This is a genomic window from Spongiimicrobium sp. 3-5, from assembly GCF_046557915.1.
GTDB lineage: Bacteria > Bacteroidota > Bacteroidia > Flavobacteriales > Flavobacteriaceae > JBHEBG01.
Genome location: NZ_JBHEBG010000002.1, coordinates 149,105 through 169,462, shown reverse-complemented (window position 1 = coordinate 169,462; position 20,358 = coordinate 149,105). Strand labels below are relative to the sequence as shown.

At 45.0% G+C, this 20,358-nt stretch carries 8 protein-coding genes; 5 read left to right on the top strand and 3 right to left on the bottom strand.

Translation table 11 applies throughout. The features are described 5' to 3' along the window. The first annotated feature begins 501 nt into the window (after positions 1-501). The 5 genes from ACEQ81_RS08905 (at position 502) to ACEQ81_RS08885 (ending at position 5,564) form a co-directional block, all read left to right on the top strand. Complete coding sequence (locus ACEQ81_RS08905) at positions 502-1,266, top strand: DUF6090 family protein (RefSeq protein WP_411030531.1); 765 nt, start codon at positions 502-504, stop codon at positions 1,264-1,266. Between the two features lie 242 nt (positions 1,267-1,508). Then, the gene (locus ACEQ81_RS08900; protein ID WP_411030530.1) at positions 1,509-2,870 is read left to right on the top strand and encodes a sulfatase-like hydrolase/transferase; all 1,362 of its coding nucleotides are present in this window, start codon (positions 1,509-1,511) and stop codon (positions 2,868-2,870) included. A 121-nt stretch (positions 2,871-2,991) separates the two neighbouring features. After that, the gene (locus tag ACEQ81_RS08895; RefSeq protein WP_411030529.1) at positions 2,992-3,588 is read left to right on the top strand and encodes a DUF1080 domain-containing protein; all 597 of its coding nucleotides are present in this window, start codon (positions 2,992-2,994) and stop codon (positions 3,586-3,588) included. A gap of 129 nt (positions 3,589-3,717) precedes the next feature. Next, complete coding sequence (locus tag ACEQ81_RS08890; protein WP_411030528.1) at positions 3,718-4,557, top strand: endonuclease/exonuclease/phosphatase family protein; 840 nt, start codon at positions 3,718-3,720, stop codon at positions 4,555-4,557. A 107-nt stretch (positions 4,558-4,664) separates the two neighbouring features. Then, the gene (locus ACEQ81_RS08885; RefSeq protein WP_411030527.1) at positions 4,665-5,564 is read left to right on the top strand and encodes a hypothetical protein; all 900 of its coding nucleotides are present in this window, start codon (positions 4,665-4,667) and stop codon (positions 5,562-5,564) included. 123 nt (positions 5,565-5,687) lie between these two features. Here the strand turns inward: ACEQ81_RS08885 and ACEQ81_RS08880 are convergent, their stop codons facing one another. From ACEQ81_RS08880 to ACEQ81_RS08870, 3 genes are all read right to left on the bottom strand, one after another. Then, on the bottom strand, positions 5,688-9,425 hold the full coding sequence (locus ACEQ81_RS08880; protein WP_411030526.1) for a hypothetical protein: 3,738 nt from the start codon (positions 9,423-9,425) through the stop codon (positions 5,688-5,690). A 175-nt stretch (positions 9,426-9,600) separates the two neighbouring features. Further along, positions 9,601-10,995 carry a hypothetical protein gene (locus tag ACEQ81_RS08875; protein ID WP_411030525.1) on the bottom strand — a complete coding sequence of 465 codons (1,395 nt, stop codon included), beginning with the start codon at positions 10,993-10,995 and terminating at the stop codon, positions 9,601-9,603. A gap of 7 nt (positions 10,996-11,002) precedes the next feature. After that, the gene (locus tag ACEQ81_RS08870; protein ID WP_411030524.1) at positions 11,003-20,017 is read right to left on the bottom strand and encodes a beta strand repeat-containing protein; all 9,015 of its coding nucleotides are present in this window, start codon (positions 20,015-20,017) and stop codon (positions 11,003-11,005) included. Positions 20,018-20,358 lie beyond the last annotated feature (341 nt).

The window sequence follows — 20,358 nt, the reverse complement described above, 5'->3', positions numbered from 1 at the left end:
GCAGTTTGAACCGTATGGAATAAATTTGAAAAGGGAAGAAACTGCTCCAGCAGTTTTGAGCTTTATGGTAAGGTGTGGATCCCAGGGAAAACCGAAGGTAATCCCTCTTTCTCCGCTTAGCGCAAAGCTCGATATCCGATAAGGATATCGGGCTTTTTCAATTTTATAGAATGGGCAAACGCAGTTTGAACCGTATGGAATAAATTTGAAAAGGGAAGAAACTGCTCCAGCAGTTTTGAGCTTTATGGTAAGGTGTGGAGGATCCCAGGGAAAACCGAAGGTAATCCCTCTTTCTCTTCAAAAGGAAACCTATAACCAATAAATGAAATAATAATTATATATACATTTGATAACCGTGTATAAAACCAATAACCCAGATAGTAGTAAACTTAAAAGTTATGGTCAGCTTTTACTTTCTTGTAACGTGACAGGAATGAGGTCCGTATCTGGGTGCTATTCATATACAAAACGTTAACCTTTATTACCCCTAACTATAGAACGATGATAAAATTCTTTAGAAAAATTCGACAAAAAGCGCTGACAGAAAACAGGTTCAGTAAGTATTTAATTTATGCCATTGGTGAAATTATACTTGTTGTCCTTGGAATTTTAATTGCTCTTGCCATCAATAACAATAATCAGAATCGAGTTACTCGAGAAAAAGAACAAACCTATTTAAGTGGTTTAAAAAATGATTTTCAAACGAGTAAACTAAAATTAAGTGAATTGATCAAAGTAAATAAAAGCAATTTCCATGGAGCCCAACAATTAATAGCATATGCATCCAATAAAAATGAGCTGCCGACCGAAACGCTATTCTCGGAATTACTGCTCAACACTTTTTCTTCTGACATTTCTTTTAATCCGAACAACTCACTTTTAAACGAAATGATAAGTTCTGGAAGTTTAAAAGACATTTCAAATGCGGAATTAAGAAAACAATTGACCAATTGGCTTTCAACAATAGAAGATATATCCAAACAAGAAAATGAGCTGGGAATTCAAAGGGAAAAAGTTCTCGGTTTTTTTAGAACAAACGAAACCAGTTTAAGAACCGTATTTAACCTTACCAGGGTAAATCAAGAATTGGGATTGCCAAAAATTGAAAACAACATAAGCAACTTAAAACTATTAAAATCGACAGCATTTGAAAATAATGTTTTAATGTTTATACTTACAAATTACGCCACAGAAAATGCACATTATAACCCATTAATGGAAGATTTAAACGCTATTTTGGAATTGATTAACAATGAATTGGAATAACGAAAGGCTAACACCGATGCCATAATTAATTGATTTGTTTTGCTGCATTGAAAATCATGCGTAATTATTGTTAACTTCATGTAGCCTAATAAGATACCAAGTTCGGAGTTGGAAAAATTAAATTTAAGAAAAGTACCTAGAACCAAACACAAAACCATAGACAATAGCCCTTAAATACCAACACAGCACCAAGGCCACCGCACATATTTAATGTCCTGGTTAGTAAACTTAAAAATGATATTTTGATTAGACCAATACTTAAAGTTCGGAGTTTGATTACTGTAACGCTAACAGTCGCTCTAGCTTATGCATGCAATAGTACTCCTCTAAATTCAAATAGGCTACCCAACATAATTATTATATACACGGATGATCAGGGCAGCATTGACGCAAATTGTTATGGAGCGAAGGATTTATATACACCAAATATGGATCTGCTGGCAGAAACGGGGGTAAAGTTTAATCAATTTTATGCCGCTGCCGCTGTTTGTTCTCCTTCCCGGGCTGCATTACTAACCGGTAAAACACCCTTAGTTGCCGGGTTGCCAAATAATGCACCTTCTCGAAAAGGAGAACGCGGTTTACCTTCCGAACAAATAACAATAGCCGAAAAATTAAGGGACAATGGATTTGTTACCGGTCATATCGGAAAATGGCATTTAGGATATACGGAAGAAACAATGCCCAACGGACAAGGGTTTGATTACTCCTTTGGACATATGGGTGGGTGCATTGATAATTATTCTCACTTCTTTTATTGGAATGGACCAAATCGTCATGATCTATGGGAAAACAATAAAGAGGTATGGATGGATGGCGAATATTTTCAGGATATCATAAATCAAAAGGCGCTTAACTTTGTTCAAGAAAACAAGGATGTCCCTTTTTTTCTTTACTACGCTATTAATCTGCCTCATTATCCATTGCAAGGAACCAATAAATGGAGGGAGTACTATAAAGACTTGGATAGCCCAAGAGATAAGTATGCTGCCAGTATTTCAACAGTTGACGAACGGATTGGAATATTATTGGAAAAGTTGGAAGCACTTAAATTAAGAGAGAACACAATTATTATTTTTCAATCTGACCATGGACATTCTACAGAAAAAAGGGCATTTGGAGGAGGAGGAAGTGCCGGCCCATACCGAGGTGCCAAATTCTCCCTTTTTGAGGGAGGCATTAGAGTTCCTGCAATAATAAGTTGGCCAAAAGCTATTCCACAGCATGAAACCAGAGATCAGATGGGCATTAATGTAGACTGGTTTCCCACAATTCTGGATATGTGCAATATAGAATACCGACCTAACGAATTTGAAGGAATGAGTTTAAAAGAAGTGATTATTGAGAACGATTCCACACCACATGATGCCTTTTGGTGGTACCAGAATGAAAATACCTGGGCAGTAAGAAAGGGGGATTGGAAGCTACTTAAAAACCCCAACGACACATCTAACAAAGCGCCTATTACTGAAAATGATTCTTTATTCTTGGTAAATGTACTTGCTAACCCAGATGAAATGACAAACTTGTCCAACACATATCCAGAAAAAGTAAAAGAACTGATTTTAGAATATAATACGTGGTATAAAAAAAGTAGTAACTAAGTTACATAAACACAACAACGTATAAAATTAATAGTCAACCGAGTAAGTTATAAAAGCTTGTAGTTTTTTAATACATTTATGCGATACTAAAAGATTTCTCTATAAACCATATTACTTTCCTATGAAAACTATCCACAGTTTAAAAAAAATTAACCGCCTTCCTTTATTTATCATTGTAGCATTGCTAAGTGTATCCCTAGCCAGCTCCCAATCCTTGTTTGAAGAAAACAATAGAAACTGGATTACAAAAGGAGATGCCACCTGGAGCTTTTCCAACAAGGAATTGGTCGGTAAGGTCTCTGGTGATGGCACTGGATTTGTAATGACCAACAAGTCTTATGGTGATTTTGTATTGGAGCTAGAATTTAAACCCGATAGCACCATTAATTCTGGAGTTTTTGTACGCTGTAAGAATATTGATATCAGTTCATCGGATTGTCATGAAATGAATATTTGGGATTTACACCCTAACCAAGACAACAGAACAGGGGCTATTGTCACAAAAGCGGTTCCCATAGCCGTAGTAGAAACTTTGGATAAATGGAATACCTATAAGATTAAAAATGTAGGAGAACGCATTCGGGTATGGATCAATGGAACTTTAACGGCAGATTATACGGATCAAGACCTAAAAGAGGGCTATGTTGCCCTACAAGCTGCCGGGCAGGGAGAGATCAGATTTCGAAATGTAAAAATTAAACCTGTAGAAGCGGATTAACCACAATATGCCATAGCCATTGCAAATGGTTGGTCTTTTGAACGGGAGATGCCTTGGAATACTTCTTATCTTATGAATTTTCATTTTTTCGATTCTCGCTCAATTGAAATAAAAAAGCAATTCCCTGTTATGAAGAAAGCTTTTCCATATGCTTTATTAACCTTTTTAGTATCCTCATTGCTTTTTCATGGATATTCACAAAGTAGTCCTACACAAATTAAGATCTTAAGTTATAACATCCACTACGGTGTTGGTATGGATGCCAAAAAGGATTTAGAGCGAATTGCGGAAGTAATAAATAGATTTGACCCTGATATTGTTGGCCTGCAAGAGGTATCCGATTCCTTAATGGTGGCAACACTTAGTGAACTGACCAATATGAACGGGGTTTTTGGGGCCTCCACAGAGATAGAACCACCCAATCTTTATCGCTTATTGGGCATACCCGTACCAACCGCCCAATTGTTTTACGGAGATGGAATATTGTCCAAGTTCCCAATGCAGTTCATTGGTAATCTTTCAATTCCCAGTGCTAGTAGCAGTCGCTATGAGGCCATGTGCGTTGATGTGGATTTTTCTAGCAAAAACAAAAAAAAGGCCTTGGTAAGATTCATCAACACCCATTTTGATTATTTGGAAAGTATAGGGTCTAAAATAGCAAGAAAGGCCTCCGTTGAAGTCATTGAAAAAGCCTTTGTACATGATAGTACGGATATGCCTTATATATTGACAGGCGACTTAAACGCTACCCCCATGTCTGACCCGCTACAACTTCTAGAGAAAAAAGGCTGGATCAATGAAAATCAGGGCAAGGAATTGCTAACAGTTCCGGTTGATATACCAACCAAACAAATAGACTATGTTTTAATACGACCTAAGGAAAAATGGCGTGTTATTGATGTAGTTGTTATAGAAGAGGACAGGGCATCTGATCACCGCCCTATTCTGATGACCTTAGAGTTATTATAAGAAAGGCAATTTTTTAATACATTTATGGAGTGAGGAAGGGTACTGTTCTTAAGAGCCGTTGTTCATGTTCAAACAATTGGCTATAATTAAATGGATTAGTCCATAGCATGAAAACTAATTATATCATACTTTACTTACTTCTTATTGGTTGTAACGAAATTGATAAAGAGCAACCTTTTGAGGGTATAGCTAATACACCTACTGTGCTGGACTGGGGTAATATTTCTACAAATGAATTTCACGAGAGTGTTAATTATATAAGTGAAGACGGCAGTATCCTCTACTTCACAAGAAGCAACAAAGGTTTTGAAACTTCTACACTTTATAGTGCACAATTTGTGAATGGCAAATGGGAAGCGGCTAAAAAGATGCCTTTTTCAGGTTCTTACTATGATGCTGGTTTGCACTTTACATCCAACGAAAACAGAGCCTTCTTTACCTCAAAAAGAAATCCTAACAAACCCAATTTGAGCGAAGCGTGGAATATTTGGAGTATCTCCAAAAGGCAAGATGGCAGCTGGGGAGAGCCAGATATCATACCACCACCAATAAACTCTACCGGTATGGAATGTTGCCTTACAATGAACAAAAAAGGCGAAACCTTTTTTTCATCGGACCGAGACGGATCTTGGGATATTTATCAGGCAACATACAGGGATAACAAGTTTATCAACGTGAAAAAATTAAATCAAAATGTTAATTCCAAAAATGGTGAATGGCCAAGCTACATCAATGAAAAAGGAGATCTGTTATTGATTAGTTCCATTAGAAAAACCGGATTAGGCGGTGATGATGTTTACCTTATAAACAAGGAAAACGGAGATTGGGGGAAACCAATACTTTTGGATACCACAATCAATTCTTCGGCTTATGAAGATAGTCCTATACTATCCCACAATGGAAAGTACTTCCTATTTTCTAGCTGGAAAAACACGGAAAATTCAGAAAAACTGAGTAATATTTATTGCATTGAATCAGAAGCGGTACTTAAAAACGTCCTAAATTAATTGTTTGTTAATCTCTTCTTCCTTTACTCCTGTTACAGATGATAGCTCAATGAATCTTTCCCAATAAAAAGCCTTACAATAAAAGTCTTTAGTACATTCGGAAAACTTACTTTAGGTGCCTGTTTAAAACTTCATAGGTTGTTCTATGCCTCCTTGGAATGTTTTTCCGTGCTTCATAAAATCTCCGGAAGCTACGATACCAAACGTAAAATATTTTGTGCCATCAAAATCTACGGTTGCTTCCCAATTTACACCATTCTGTATAAGCGGAATAGACACAAGGTTTGTGGTAAACCCGGAGTCGTCCGCTACAAAAAGCATAAGCGCTGTTGTAGTACTAAAGCCGATTACTGCACTATTGGGTATCTGTACCAGGGTACTACCAACCGTTCCTGTTTCGTTAACCAACCAATTACGGGTTATCTTCTCTGAAAAACTACTTGGTATCCCTGTATTTATCACTGCTGTACTTGCATCATCGTTGCCCCATAGCAAGAAACTTTCATCAGCTGCAAATGCGTTGCTGTTAGAGGTATTATCCACAGCAATTTCTCCAAGTCCCATAGTAATGATATCATCTGTATTTACGGATTTGGACTGTCGTTTATCCAATTTTTGACAATCGTCCCTACCTATACCGGCAATGTCATTATCATATCCACTCCCATTTGCCCATATAACGGCCCCATCTCCGGCTAAATAATCATATGGAAGTGTTACGCCATATTTTAAGGCCAAATAACTATGTATTCGTTCATTATCAAGTCCTCTTTGAGAACCTCTATAAACCAATATTTCGGATATTCTACCGTCATATTGAGAATTACCACCACAATTGAAACGGCGTCCAATGAGGGGTTGCCTATTAATATCAAAAGCAGTGGCCGCAAGTGAAATCTCGGCGCCATTTGCACCTGTATAATAGGTGGTTCCTTCCCTTGAGGCATAACCGATGTTCAATGTTCCGGTATTTCCTGGAGAGCTATTCGATCCTCCATCTGGTCGTCTTTGTACAAAATTCGGCGAAAGCATAAAATTATTGTTGGGTGCAGCACAATTTTGCTGACTCCAAAATAATCCACCTCCATCGGCCTGATAAACCACATAGAACGTATAATCTGGTTCTGTTGTATTTAAAAATCTAAAATCATCGCTATTTGGTGGTTGAAAGTAGTAATTGGCATTATTGGGAAAATCAAAGGAAGGTAAAAAATTCAAACTCTCATTTGTTACTACGGTAGGATCTAAACTTGGTGATGGAGCATGATTATCATTTCCACTGATATCATTCCATTGGGCGCCACTAGAAATTCCATCATCTGCTTTATACCATGCGGCAATAGTTGGATTACAGCCTGGTAAGGCCTGGCTAAATCCCAATGTAAAAACATCCCCATCGTTAAGATCTACGCCAATAAATGTTACCGTTCCACCGGCAAAAGAATTGGCCGCAATTGCGATCGCATTGGTAAAATCACCATCTCCATCGGTATCTACAAACAGTTCTAAATCGAAATAGCTGGAAAGTAAATTGGAAAAAGTTATTGAAAGGTTAGTTACCGAACCCGCTTCGGAAACTTTCCACTCCCTTCCCATCCGAAAAACTGAAGTAGCACTAGCTGGTAACTCCGTACTTTGTGCATCGGTACTCGCATCATCGTTGCCCCATAGCAAGAAGCTCTTGTCATTTGCAAAAGTGTTGGTATTATCCATGTTCGTGGCTTCTATACTCCCTAAGCCTATAGTTACAATGGCATCGTCATTTACCGATTTGGACTGTTTTTGATTCAATGCAGACGCTTCATCGGTACCGATGCCGGCAATATCATTACCGTAAGCGGCATTTATAGTACCGTTCCAAATAATGGTGCCATCCGAATCCACATAATTGGACGCCGCTGATATTTGATCTAGGGTAATGCCATATTTTATGGCTAAGTAAGATTCTACTTTTAACTTATCGGCATCCGATAAAAAGGAGTTGTATACAATAACCTCGGACATGCGACCATTGTAATAACTTAATCTTTCCCCACTAAATACCCAACGTATGCGTGCCAACTCACTTCTTGCCGTATTGGGTAAACTTCCTCCACAGCCATTCGGGTCTATGGCATCTACTCCTCCGTTTAAAGAGGCTATAATATTCGTATCTGCCCGCCTACCATAAGTGTACAAACCTGTTTCCGTTAAGGGCTTGGTGTTCGTGGTGGCTCCTGTAATACACCCTACAGACCCTCCGTAAAGATGATTGGCGGTGGTTCCGGATGATCCCCATAAAGTATGATTGGCTGAGGAATACGACCCTATGGGGAAATTGGCGGCATCGGGCGATTGTATCGCAAATATGGTATACTCGTTGGTTCCGAAAATTCCCAGATTGTCCAGGGTATAGTAATAATCATTACCGTCAAAATCCACGGCAGGGTTGAAATTGTACAGGTCTTCGGCAGCTACCGGTGCCGGGTCCGATACCCCGATCATGTTATGGGTGTTACCACTGGCATCAAACCATTGTGCTGCTGTTGAAATACCATCATCTGCCTTGTACCAAGCTCTTAAGGTTACACTATCCCCTCCTGGGGCTGCCTGTGTGAATCCTAATGTAAATACATCCCCATCGTCCAAATTTACTCCAGAGAAAGTAACTTCATCTGCCACCAAGGTCCCTCCCGTTACAATCGTAGGGGATCCCGTATTAAAATCGCCATCGCCATCGGTATCTATATACAACTCAATATCAAAAGCAACCGTAGATATGTTATCAAAAGCTACAGCCAAATTACTTACTGATCCTGTTTCTGATACCTTCCATTCCCTACCCAAACGCATTGTTGCTGCCGCTCCGAGGGGTAATTCAGTAGTCTGCAAACCTGTACTGCCACCATCGTTGCCCCATAGCAAGAAGTTCTTGTCTGCTGTAAACGTAGTTATATTTCCGTCATTAGTAGTTTCTATTGTTCCTAGACCAATAGTAACCATTTGATCTGTATTGATGGTTTTGGATTGCTTTTGATTCAATGCTGAATTATCATCTCTACCAATACCAGCAATGGAATTATCATAACCGCCACCTAGCGTCCATAATGTGGTTCCTGTAGAACCGTTCCAATCACTGGCATAATAGTTATGTCCTAGGGTAAATCCATATTTAATGCCTAAATATGTTTCTACTTTATCCAATTCCACTGTTGTTAAAGCGCGGTTATATAGTATCGTTTCCGACACATAGGATGCAGCTGCCTCTCCAAAAGTTCCTCCCGCAGAAATACTCATATCCCATGTGGAATTTGCAGAAGCTCCTGTGTACAGGCTATTTCCGGATTTATTCATGGTATAGGTTCCTGAAACTTCACGCTTTAAAGTGTACAAATGTGGATTGGTGGTAGCTAGTGATCCGCCCAAGATGCTGGGTGTTCCATCAAGAAATAGGACATCTTCCCTATTATTCCAATACCCCATTAATGTATTACCCACATCTGAAGCAAATATTCTTCCGTTTAAGGTTCCGGCAAGTTTGGACATGGTGAACATCGTATATTGCCCATTAACGGATGTAACAGGATTGTGGCCGTCATTGCCATCATAGAAAATTGCTGGATTGAAATTATTCCCATTTGTTATTTCCAAAGTAGGATCTCCTATAGCAATCGCATCCCTGGCATTACCGGATTGATCTAACCATGTGCCAATTGCATCGCCTTGAATCGTTGCCCCCGTACCTACATCCGCTCTTAGCCATAAATCCAGATTAGTGGAAACGCCTCCAGGACTCTGGCCATGTAAAGCAGTCATGAAACTTAAAATAAGTAATATAGTAAATACTATTTCTATTCTTGTAGATGTGTTTCCTATAGTCATTGCTTTTGTAGTTTAATGCACCATTACGTATTCCATACTTTTTGATATCACTTTTAGACTAACTGTTGTTTGTAAAAGCACAACTATAGTCGTCCAATGTATTCCAAAAAGTTAAAGATCCCATTTGCTTTATAGGCCGATCATGTATCCAAAAAAATCCGTTTTAAGCTATTTGCTAAAACTCCATCGATTGTTTTGTACTCCATTGAAATGACTTTCCGTGTCTCATAAAATCCGGAGAAGTAACAATCCCGAACGTAAAATGTTTTATCCCATCAAAATCAAAGGATGCTTCCCAATTTGTTCCATTTTGTATTAAAGGAACCGTTACTACATTGCCTTTAAAGGTATCATTGTCGGCAACCACCATTACTAAGGCGGAAGTACTGGAAAAACCAGTAACGGCACTATTTGGTATTTGTACCAAAGTGGTGTCTACACTACCCGTTTCGTTAATTTGCCAATTACGATTTATTTTCTCCACAAAACCATTAGGAATCCCCGTATTAATTACTGTTGTACTGGCATTGTCATTTCCCCAAACCAAGAAATTTCTGTCCGTCGCAAAAGTGTTGGTGTTGGCAATATTGGTGGTTTGGATATTGCCTAAACCTATGGTCACCAGAGCATCTGAATTTTCGGATCTGGACTGTTTTTGGTTCAATTCAGAGGCATCGTCCCTACCTATGCCCGCGATGTCATTGTCGTACCCTCCACCAAGCGTCCAAAGTATTGTGCCAGTGGTACCATTCCAATCGCTTGCATAGTAATTATGACCCAAGGTAATCCCGTATTTTATCCCCAGGTATGATTCTACCTTTTCTACATCCGTCATATTTAAGGACAATGGATAAATAAGGTATTCGGCTATATCCACGGTAGAAAAGGCAAAGATAAATCTAGGTTCCGCCCCAAAACCGAAACGCCCAGTGGGAGCTCCGGCCATAGAGTTTAAACTACCTAAGCTTACATCTGTAGTTCCATTAAGTGCCAAGGTCCTATTTGCCGAGGCATTACTTGTGCCATAGCGTGCTAAGGAATATACATTTCTACTATTGATCGTTCCTACCATAGCTTGATTGGGATTCCCATAATCTACCCTTTGACGATTACCGAAGCCTTCATAATATCCGGCCCTATCTGCACTGGCATTGCTAAAACCCGCTTCTACACCGCTAAAGGAGTGGCGGTTTTTAACCATAAAAAAGGTGTTTTCGGTATTGTCGATAATAGCGGTGTGACTGAAACGCCCTCCTATGTTCCTCAACATATCATTTCCGTCTAGTTCTATCATGGGGTTAAAGTTGGCCCCCAATTGTCTAAATCTTGGATTTCCTGTTCTTATCCGTACTTGGGTGAGCGTTGCATTACCCGATTGCTCTGCCCAGTTTCTTACCACATCCCCGTTTTCCGCCGTATTCGTTCCTGCATTATTTTCATAAACTCCTTCGTCCGCTTTAAACCATACAGAGCTTCCTGTTACTCCCCCTGGATTCTGTGATAATACTGAACTTACAACACCCATAACCATCAGTAATGAAGGTATTAATCCTTTTTTTCTTCTCTTCAAAGTCTTACTACTTTATGTAGTTTAATGTTATATCCCCTATTCTTACTTTTTGCGTATCATCGTTGGGAGCACTGGTGAGTTTTAATATGATAACGGCCGTATCCCCAGCTGCCATTGCTCCAGGATTAAGATTTGCCGTGGCCCATGCTACTGATGAAGTTGCTGCAATAGTACCTAAGGCCGTTCCGTTTTCCAAAAACATGGTCGCAGAAAAATTGGATGTTCCTTGTGCCTGATAGTCTATTACAATTGGATTTGTAACATCCCAAGCCGTAAAATCGTTTGGTAAGGTAAATCGGAATATCACATCATAGTCCTGTGCGGTTGCTTCCCCGCTAGACCATTCATAATAGTTCATCCAATTTCCAGTTGCTCCTGTGTTGTCCGAAGTCATCATACCTAGATTATCTGACCCATCAGCAAACAAAGTTGCCCCGGCATATTCGGCGCTATAGACATCGGCAACTACTTTCGACGCTACACCAGCAGTTTTAAGTACTCCCGTAACAGGGTCTGCCGTAACAACAAGATCCCCAGCGGTGGCCGCTTCCGTAAGGTCGCGAACGCGTACTTTACCATCTATATCCAATTTTTCCGTTGGGTTTTCTACACCTATCCCTATGTTTCCAGTACTTATTGCATTAGGGGTACCATCTATATGTGCTCCATCCAATCCGTTGCCATAAATAAGATTTCCTATGTTTAAGCTATTGCTTACGCTTGCAGCAGTAAATTGGGCTCCAGTACCTATTACTATATTATCAGATCCAGAAGCTAATAGGGAACCTGCCGCAGTTCCTAAGAAAACATTTTCATCACCTAATGCACTTAATCCTGCTGAGTGGCCTATAAATACATTGTCAGATCCCGTTACGTTATCGATCCCAGAAGAAAATCCTAAATATGTGTTGTTAGCACCTGTAGTATTGTTCAATCCTGTAGTGTTTCCCAAGAATGTATTTTGATTACCAATGGTTGTATTAAATCCTGTAAAAACCCCCATAAATAGATTATTAGTTGCAGAAGTATTGTCTTCACCCGCCTGATGTCCTATGAATATATTTGCATTCCCGGTATTAGCTGCACCAGCACCTGCTCCCATGATAATACTTCTTGTACCTCCTGCAGAAGTACCATTACCACCTGGGCCTGCATCTATTGTAATGTGACTATCTCCATTTACTACACGTAAATCCGGACTTATCGTAGTTACTGTATTGTCTTCACTGGTGTACTCATAGTTATTTGGGTCTGCTACAACTGCTGTTAAGGTTGTCACCGTTTCTGCAGCTGCATCGGCCCATGCTGTTTCTCCTGCTACCGTGGTCAATACCTGACCATCAGTACCCTGTACAATTTTGGCTACCGTTACGTTGTCGTCAGCGATCTTTGCGGTGGTTATATTCGCATCCGCGATATGTACGGTTTCTATACTTCCGTCGGCCACATCAAGGTCCATTGCTACCAAGGCGGCATCCGCTTGCCCACCTGTAATAACTCCTGAGGTGGATGTTACATCTTCTCCCAAGCTTGTTGCTACCGTTGTAGCATCTTGCCACTCCGCGTTTCCAGTCGCATCGGTCCCTAAAATCTTATTGGCATCGGCTAATGTCGCACCTACTTTAGCTACCGTTACGTTGTCGTCAGCTATCTTTGCGGTGGTTACGTTCGCATCCGCGATATGTACCGTCTCTATACTTCCATCGGCAACATCAAGGTCCATCGCTACCAAGGCGGCATCCGCTTGCCCACCTGTAATAACTCCTGAGGTGGATGTTACATCCTCTCCCAAGCTTGTTGCTACCGTTGTAGCATCTTGCCACTCTGCGTTTCCAGTCGCATCGGTCCCTAAAATCTTATTGGCATCGGCTAATGTCGCACCTACTTTAGCTACCGTTACGTTGTCGTCAGCTATCTTTGCGGTGGTTACGTTCGCATCCGCGATATGTACCGTCTCTATACTTCCGTCGGCAACATCAAGGTCCATCGCTACCAGAGCGGCATCGGCCTGGCCCCCGGTGATCACACCGGATGTACTCGTTACATCTTCTCCTAGGCTGGTGGCTACCGTTGTTGCATCTTGCCACTCTGCGTTTCCAGTCGCATCGGTTCCTAAAATCTTATTGGCATCGGCCAAGGTAGCTCCTACTTTGGCTACCGTAACGTTGTCATCAGCGATCTTGGTTGTTGTGATGTTCGCATCCGCGATATGTACCGTTTCAATACTTCCATCGGCCACATCAAGGTCCATCGCCACCAAAGCGGCATCGGGCTGGCCCCCTGTGATCACACCGGAAGTGGATGTTACATCTTCTCCCAAGCTGGTGGCTACCGTTGTAGCATCTTGCCACTCCGCGTTTCCAGTCGCATCGGTCCCTAAAATCTTATTGGCATCGGCCAAGGTGGCTCCTACTTTAGCTACGGTTACATTATCGTCCGCAATCTTTGCAGTGGTTACGTTCGCATCCGCGATATGTATGGTTTCTATGCTTCCGTCGGCCACATCAAGGTCCATCGCCACCAAGGCGGCATCCGCTTGCCCACCTGTAATAACTCCTGAGGTGGATGTTACATCTTCTCCCAAGCTGGTGGCTACTGTGGCGGCGTCCTGCCATTCGGGATCCCCCGCTGCATCCGTGCCCAATATCTTGTTGGCATCACCGGCCCCGGCAGTGCCTATCTTGGCCGTGGTGACTCCGTCGTCTGCGATTTTTGCGGTGGTGATATTTGCATCAGCAATATGCACCGTCTCTATACTGCCATCGGCAACGTCAAGGTCCATCGCAACCAAGGCGGCATCCGCTTGCCCACCTGTAATAACTCCTGAGGTTGACGTTACATCTTCTCCTAAGCTTGTTGCTACCGTTGTTGCATCTTGCCACTCTGCGTTTCCAGTCGCATCGGTTCCTAAAATCTTATTGGCATCGGCCAAGGTAGCTCCTACTTTGGCTACCGTAACGTTGTCATCAGCGATCTTGGTTGTTGTGATGTTCGCATCCGCGATATGTACCGTTTCAATACTTCCATCGGCCACATCAAGGTCCATCGCCACCAAAGCGGCATCGGGCTGGCCCCCTGTGATCACACCGGAAGTGGAGGTTACATCCTCTCCCAAGCTGGTGGCTACCGTGGCGGCGTCCTGCCATTCGGGATCCCCCGCTGCATCGGTTCCCAATATCTTGTTGGCATCACCGGCCCCAGCAGTGCCTATCTTCGCCGTAGTGACCCCGTCGTCCTTTACCTGTACCCCGTTCACGGCGTCCACTTCTATAGTGGTATCGTCAACGTTCACTTCAAGGTCCATGGCTACCAAGGCGGCATCTGCCTGCCCCCCGGTGATCGATCCGTTGGTGGAGCTTACGTCCTCCCCCAAGCTTGTCGCCACAGTTGTTGCATCTTGCCATTCGGCATTTCCAGTTGCATCGGTTCCTAAAATCTTATTGGCATCGGCTAATGTCGCACCTACTTTGGCTACCGTTACGTTGTCATCAGCGATCTTGGCGGTGGTGATATTCGCATCGGCGATATGTACCGTCTCAATGCTTCCATCTGCCACATCAAGGTCCATCGCTACCAGAGCGGCATCCGCTTGCCCACCTGTAATAACTCCTGAGGTGGAGGTTACATCTTCTCCCAAACTTGTCGCTACCGTGGCGGCGTCCTGCCATTCGGGATCGCCCGCTGCATCGGTTCCCAATATCTTGTTGGCATCACCGGCCCCGGCAGTGCCTATCTTGGCCGTGGTGACACCGTCATCAGCTATCTTAGCGGTGGTTATGTTCGCATCCGCGATATGTACCGTTTCTATACTTCCGTCGGCCACATCAAGGTCCATCGCCACCAAAGCGGCATCGGGCTGGCCACCTGTAATAACTCCTGAGGTGGATGTTACATCTTCTCCCAAGCTGGTGGCTACCGTTGTAGCATCTTGCCACTCCGCGTTTCCAGTCGCATCGGTCCCTAAAATCTTATTGGCATCGGCCAAGGTGGCTCCTACTTTAGCTACGGTTACATTATCGTCCGCAATCTTGGCTGTTGTGATGTTCGCATCCGCGATATGTACCGTTTCTATACTTCCGTCGGCCACGTCAAGGTCCATCGCTACCAGAGCGGCATCGGGCTGGCCCCCGGTGATCACACCGGATGTGCTCGTTACATCTTCTCCTAAGCTTGTTGCTACCGTTGTTGCATCTTGCCATTCGGCATTTCCAGTCGCATCAGTTCCTAAAATCTTATTGGCATCGGCCAAGGTGGCTCCTACTTTGGCTACAGTTACATTATCGTCTGCGATTTTTGCGGTTGTTATGTTGGCATCCGCGATATGTACCGTTTCTATGCTTCCATCGGCCACATCCAGATCCATTGCCACCAGAGCGGCATCGGGCTGGCCCCCTGTGATCACACCGGAAGTGGAGGTTACATCCTCTCCCAAGCTGGTGGCTACCGTTGTTGCATCTTGCCACTCCGCGTTTCCAGTCGCATCGGTCCCTAATATCTTATTGGCATCGGCTAATGTCGCACCTACTTTAGCTACCGTAACGTTGTCGTCAGCGATATGTACCGTTTCTATGCTTCCATCGGCCACATCAAGGTCCATGGCTACCAAGGCGGCATCGGGCTGGCCCCCGGTGATCACACCGGAAGTGGAGGTTACATCTTCTCCCAAGCTGGTGGATACCGTGGCGGCGTCCTGCCATTCGGGATCCCCCGCTGCATCCGTGCCCAATATCTTGTTGGCGTCACCGGCCCCGGCAGTGCCTATCTTCGCCGTAGTGATCCCATCGTCCTTTACCTGTACGCCGTTCACCGCATCCACTTCTATGGTGGTATCGTCAACGTTCACTTCAAGGTCCATCGCCACCAAGGCGGCATCGGCCTGACCCCCGGTAATCGATCCGTTGGTGGAGCTTACGTCCTCTCCCAAGCTTGTCGCCACAGTTGTAGCATCTTGCCACTCCGCGTTTCCAGTCGCATCGGTTCCTAAAATCTTATTGGCATCGGCCAAGGTAGCTCCTACTTTAGCTACCGTAACGTTGTCATCAGCGATCTTGGTTGTTGTGATGTTCGCATCCGCGATATGTACCGTCTCTATACTTCCATCCGCAACATCAAGGTCCATCGCCACCAGAGCGGCATCGGGCTGGCCCCCGGTGATCACACCGGATGTGCTCGTTACATCTTCTCCCAGGCTGGTGGATACCGTGGCGGCGTCCTGCCATTCGGGATCCCCCGCAGCATCGGTTCCCAATATTTTGTTGGCATCACCGGCCCCGGCAGTGCCTATCTTCGCCGTGGTGATCCCATCGTCCTTTACCTGTACGCCATTGACGGCATCCACTTCTATGGTGATATCGTCAACGTTCACTTCAAGGTCCATCGCCACCAGAGCGGCATCGGCCTGACCTCCTGTGATCGATCCGTTGGTGGAGCTTACGTCCTCTCCCAGGCTGGTGGCTACCGTTGTAGCATCTTGCCACTCTGCGTTTCCTGCAGCATCGGTCCCTAATATCTTATTGGCATCGGCCAAGGTGGCGCCTACTTTAGCTACGGTTACATTATCGTCCGCAATCTTGGCCGTGGTTATGTTCGCATCGGCGATATGTACCGTCTCTATACTTCCATCGGCCACATCAAGGTCCATCGCCACCAGAGCGGCATCGGGCTGGCCCCCGGTGATCACACCGGATGTGGAGGTTACATCTTCTCCCAAACTTGTCGCTACCGTGGCGGCGTCCTGCCATTCGGGATCCCCCGCAGCATCCGTGCCCAATATCTTGTTGGCATCACCCGCCCCGGCAGAGCCTATCTTCGCCGTGGTGATCCCATCGTCCTTTACCTGTACGCCATTGACGGCATCCACTTCTATGGTGGTATCGTCAACGTTCACTTCAAGGTCCATCGCCACCAAGGCGGCATCTGCCTGACCGCCAGTGATCGATCCATTGGTGGAGCTTACGTCCTCACCCAAGCTTGTCGCCACAGTTGTAGCATCTTGCCACTCCGCGTTTCCAGTCGCATCGGTTCCTAAAATCTTATTGGCATCGGCTAATGTGGCGCCTACTTTGGCTACGGTTACATTATCGTCCGCAATCTTTGCGGTGGTTACGTTCGCATCCGCGATATGTACGGTTTCTATACTTCCATCGGCCACATCAAGGTCCATTGCCACTAAGGCCGCATCAGGCTGGCCCCCGGTGATCACACCGGATGTGCTCGTTACATCCTCTCCCAAGCTGGTGGCTACCGTGGCGGCGTCCTGCCATTCGGGATCCCCCGCTGCATCGGTTCCCAATATCTTGTTGGCATCACCGGCTCCGGCAGTGCCTATCTTCGCCGTAGTGACCCCGTCGTCAGCTATCTTTGCGGTGGTGATGTTCGCATCGGCGATATGAACCGTTTCTATACTGCCATCGGCAACATCCAGATCCATCGCTACCAAAGCGGCATCGGCCTGTCCACCTGTAATAACTCCTGAGGTGGATGTTACATCCTCTCCCAAGCTGGTGGCTACCGTGGCGGCGTCCTGCCATTCGGGATCACCCGCTGCATCCGTGCCCAATATCTTGTTGGCATCACCGGCCCCGACAGTGCCTATCTTCGCCGTAGTGACACCGTCGTCAGCTATCTTTGCGGTGGTTACGTTCGCATCCGCGATATGTACCGTTTCTATACTTCCGTCGGCCACATCAAGGTCCATCGCTACCAGAGCGGCATCGGGCTGCCCACCTGTAATAACTCCTGAGGTGGATGTTACATCTTCTCCCAAGCTGGTGGATACTGTGGCGGCGTCCTGCCATTCGGGATCACCCGCTGCATCCGTGCCCAGTATCTTGTTGGCATCGGCCAAGGTGGCTCCTACCTTGGCTACCGTAACGTTGTCGTCAGCTATCTTAGCTGTTGTGATGTTCGCATCCGCGATATGTACTGTTTCTATACTGCCATCGGCCACATCAAGGTCCATTGCCACTAAGGCCGCATCAGGCTGGCCCCCGGTGATCACACCGGAAGTAGAGGTTACATCCTCTCCTAGACTGTTGGATACCGTGGCGGCGTCCTGCCATTCGGGATCGCCCGCTGCATCGGTTCCCAATATCTTGTTGGCATCACCGGCCCCGGCAGTGCCTATCTTGGCCGTGGTGACCCCATCGTCCTTTACCTGTACGCCATTGACGGCATCCACTTCTATGGTGGTATCGTCAACGTTCACTTCAAGGTCCATCGCCACCAAAGCGGCATCCGCCTGACCTCCTGTGATCGATCCGTTGGTGGAGCTTACGTCCTCTCCCAGGCTAGTGGCTACCGTTGTTGCATCTTGCCACTCCGCGTTTCCAGTCGCATCGGTCCCTAAAATCTTATTGGCATCGGCCAAGGTGGCTCCTACTTTGGCTACCGTTACGTTGTCGTCAGCTATCTTTGCGGTGGTTACGTTCGCATCCGCGATATGTACCGTCTCTATGCTTCCATCTGCCACATCAAGGTCCATCGCCACCAGAGCGGCATCGGGCTGGCCCCCGGTGATCACACCGGATGTGGAGGTTACATCTTCTCCCAGGCTGGTGGATACCGTGGCGGCGTCCTGCCATTCGGGATCCCCCGCTGCATCGGTTCCCAATATCTTGTTGGCATCACCGGCCCCGGCGGTGCCTATCTTGGCCGTGGTGACTCCGTCGTCAGCGATCTTTGCGGTGGTGATGTTGACATCCGCGATATGTACCGTTTCTATACTGCCATCCGCAACATCAAGGTCCATCGCTACCAAAGCGGCATCGGGCTGGCCCCCGGTGATCACACCGGATGTGCTCGTTACATCCTCTCCTAGACTGGCGGATACCGTTGCGGCGTCCTGCCATTCGGGATCCCCCGCTGCATCGGTTCCCAATATCTTGTTGGCGTCACCGGCTCCGGCAGTGCCTATCTTGGCCGTGGTGACCCCATCGTCCTTTACCTGTACCCCGTTCACCGCGTCCACTTCTATGGTGGTATCGTCAACGTTCACTTCAAGGTCCATCGCTACCAGAGCGGCATCGGCCTGACCTCCTGTGATCGATCCATTGGTGGAGCTTACGTCCTCTCCCAGGCTGGTGGATACCGTGGCGGCATCCTGCCATTCGGGATCGCCAGCTGCATCGGTTCCCAATATCTTGTTCGCGTCACCGGCTCCGGCAGTGCCTATCTTCGCCGTGGTGATCCCATCGTCCTTTACCTGTACCCCGTTCACCGCATCCACTTCTATGGTGGTATCGTCAACGTTCACTTCAAGGTCCATCGCTACCAAAGCGGCATCGGCCTGACCTCCTGTGATCGATCCGTTGGTGGAGCTTACGTCCTCTCCCAGGCTGGTGGCTACCGTTGTAGCATCCTGCCATTCGGCATTTCCAGTCGCATCGGTCCCTAAAATCTTATTGGCATCGGCCAAGGTGGCTCCTACTTTGGCTACCGTTACGTTGTCGTCAGCTATCTTAGCTGTGGTGATGTTGACATCCGCGATATGTACCGTTTCTATACTGCCATCCGCAACATCAAGGTCCATCGCTACCAAAGCGGCATCGGGCTGGCCCCCGGTGATCACACCGGATGTGCTCGTTACATCCTCTCCTAGACTGGCGGATACCGTGGCCAGAGGAATGGTTACAGTACCTCCATCGCTGTCTGTTAGGATTAGGTTAGTACCGTCCTCCGTTAAACTTATGTTGGTTGTATTGGTATCTAATCCTGAGGAGATAGCTGCCACATCATCCGGATTGGAGAAACGTTGCCATTTGGCTCCGTCCCAATAATAATATCCAGGAGTAATGTCGGCAATATTACTTGTATTAAAAACCAACAGACTGAGTTTATTGCCATTGGTTATCGTGGTATTATCGGCTGAACTTTGCAGAGCTATCCTTGGAATTAACACCCCTTTGTCCGATGATACTACTTCCATTTGCGAAGAATTGTCCGGAACTATTGTTCCTACACCAATCTGGGCATAGGACATTGCACTCATTAGTAAGACAATTGACAGTAAACATTTTTTCATATTAAGTTTGGTTTTAATTTATTCATGCTTGATTAAGAAAACTTCATTCCGAATAAGTACAATCATTCATTTTACACCCTTGACCTATTTATTTAGGCTATCGAGGAAATTATCATCATACTTAACTATTCATCACTAAAGCTTTTTTTACTTTTCTAGTCTTTAGCTTATTCATAGAACATGCAACCCAAATGCTATAAGCACATAGGCATACAATACATTAAACCTAGTTGCTTAACAATGATTTATTTTTACTATTATGTAGCTGTTCTACGTGCTATCCGAGACTTCTGCTTAACACCAAATTATATGGAAACTTCTTACCTTCAAAAAGGCTAGTA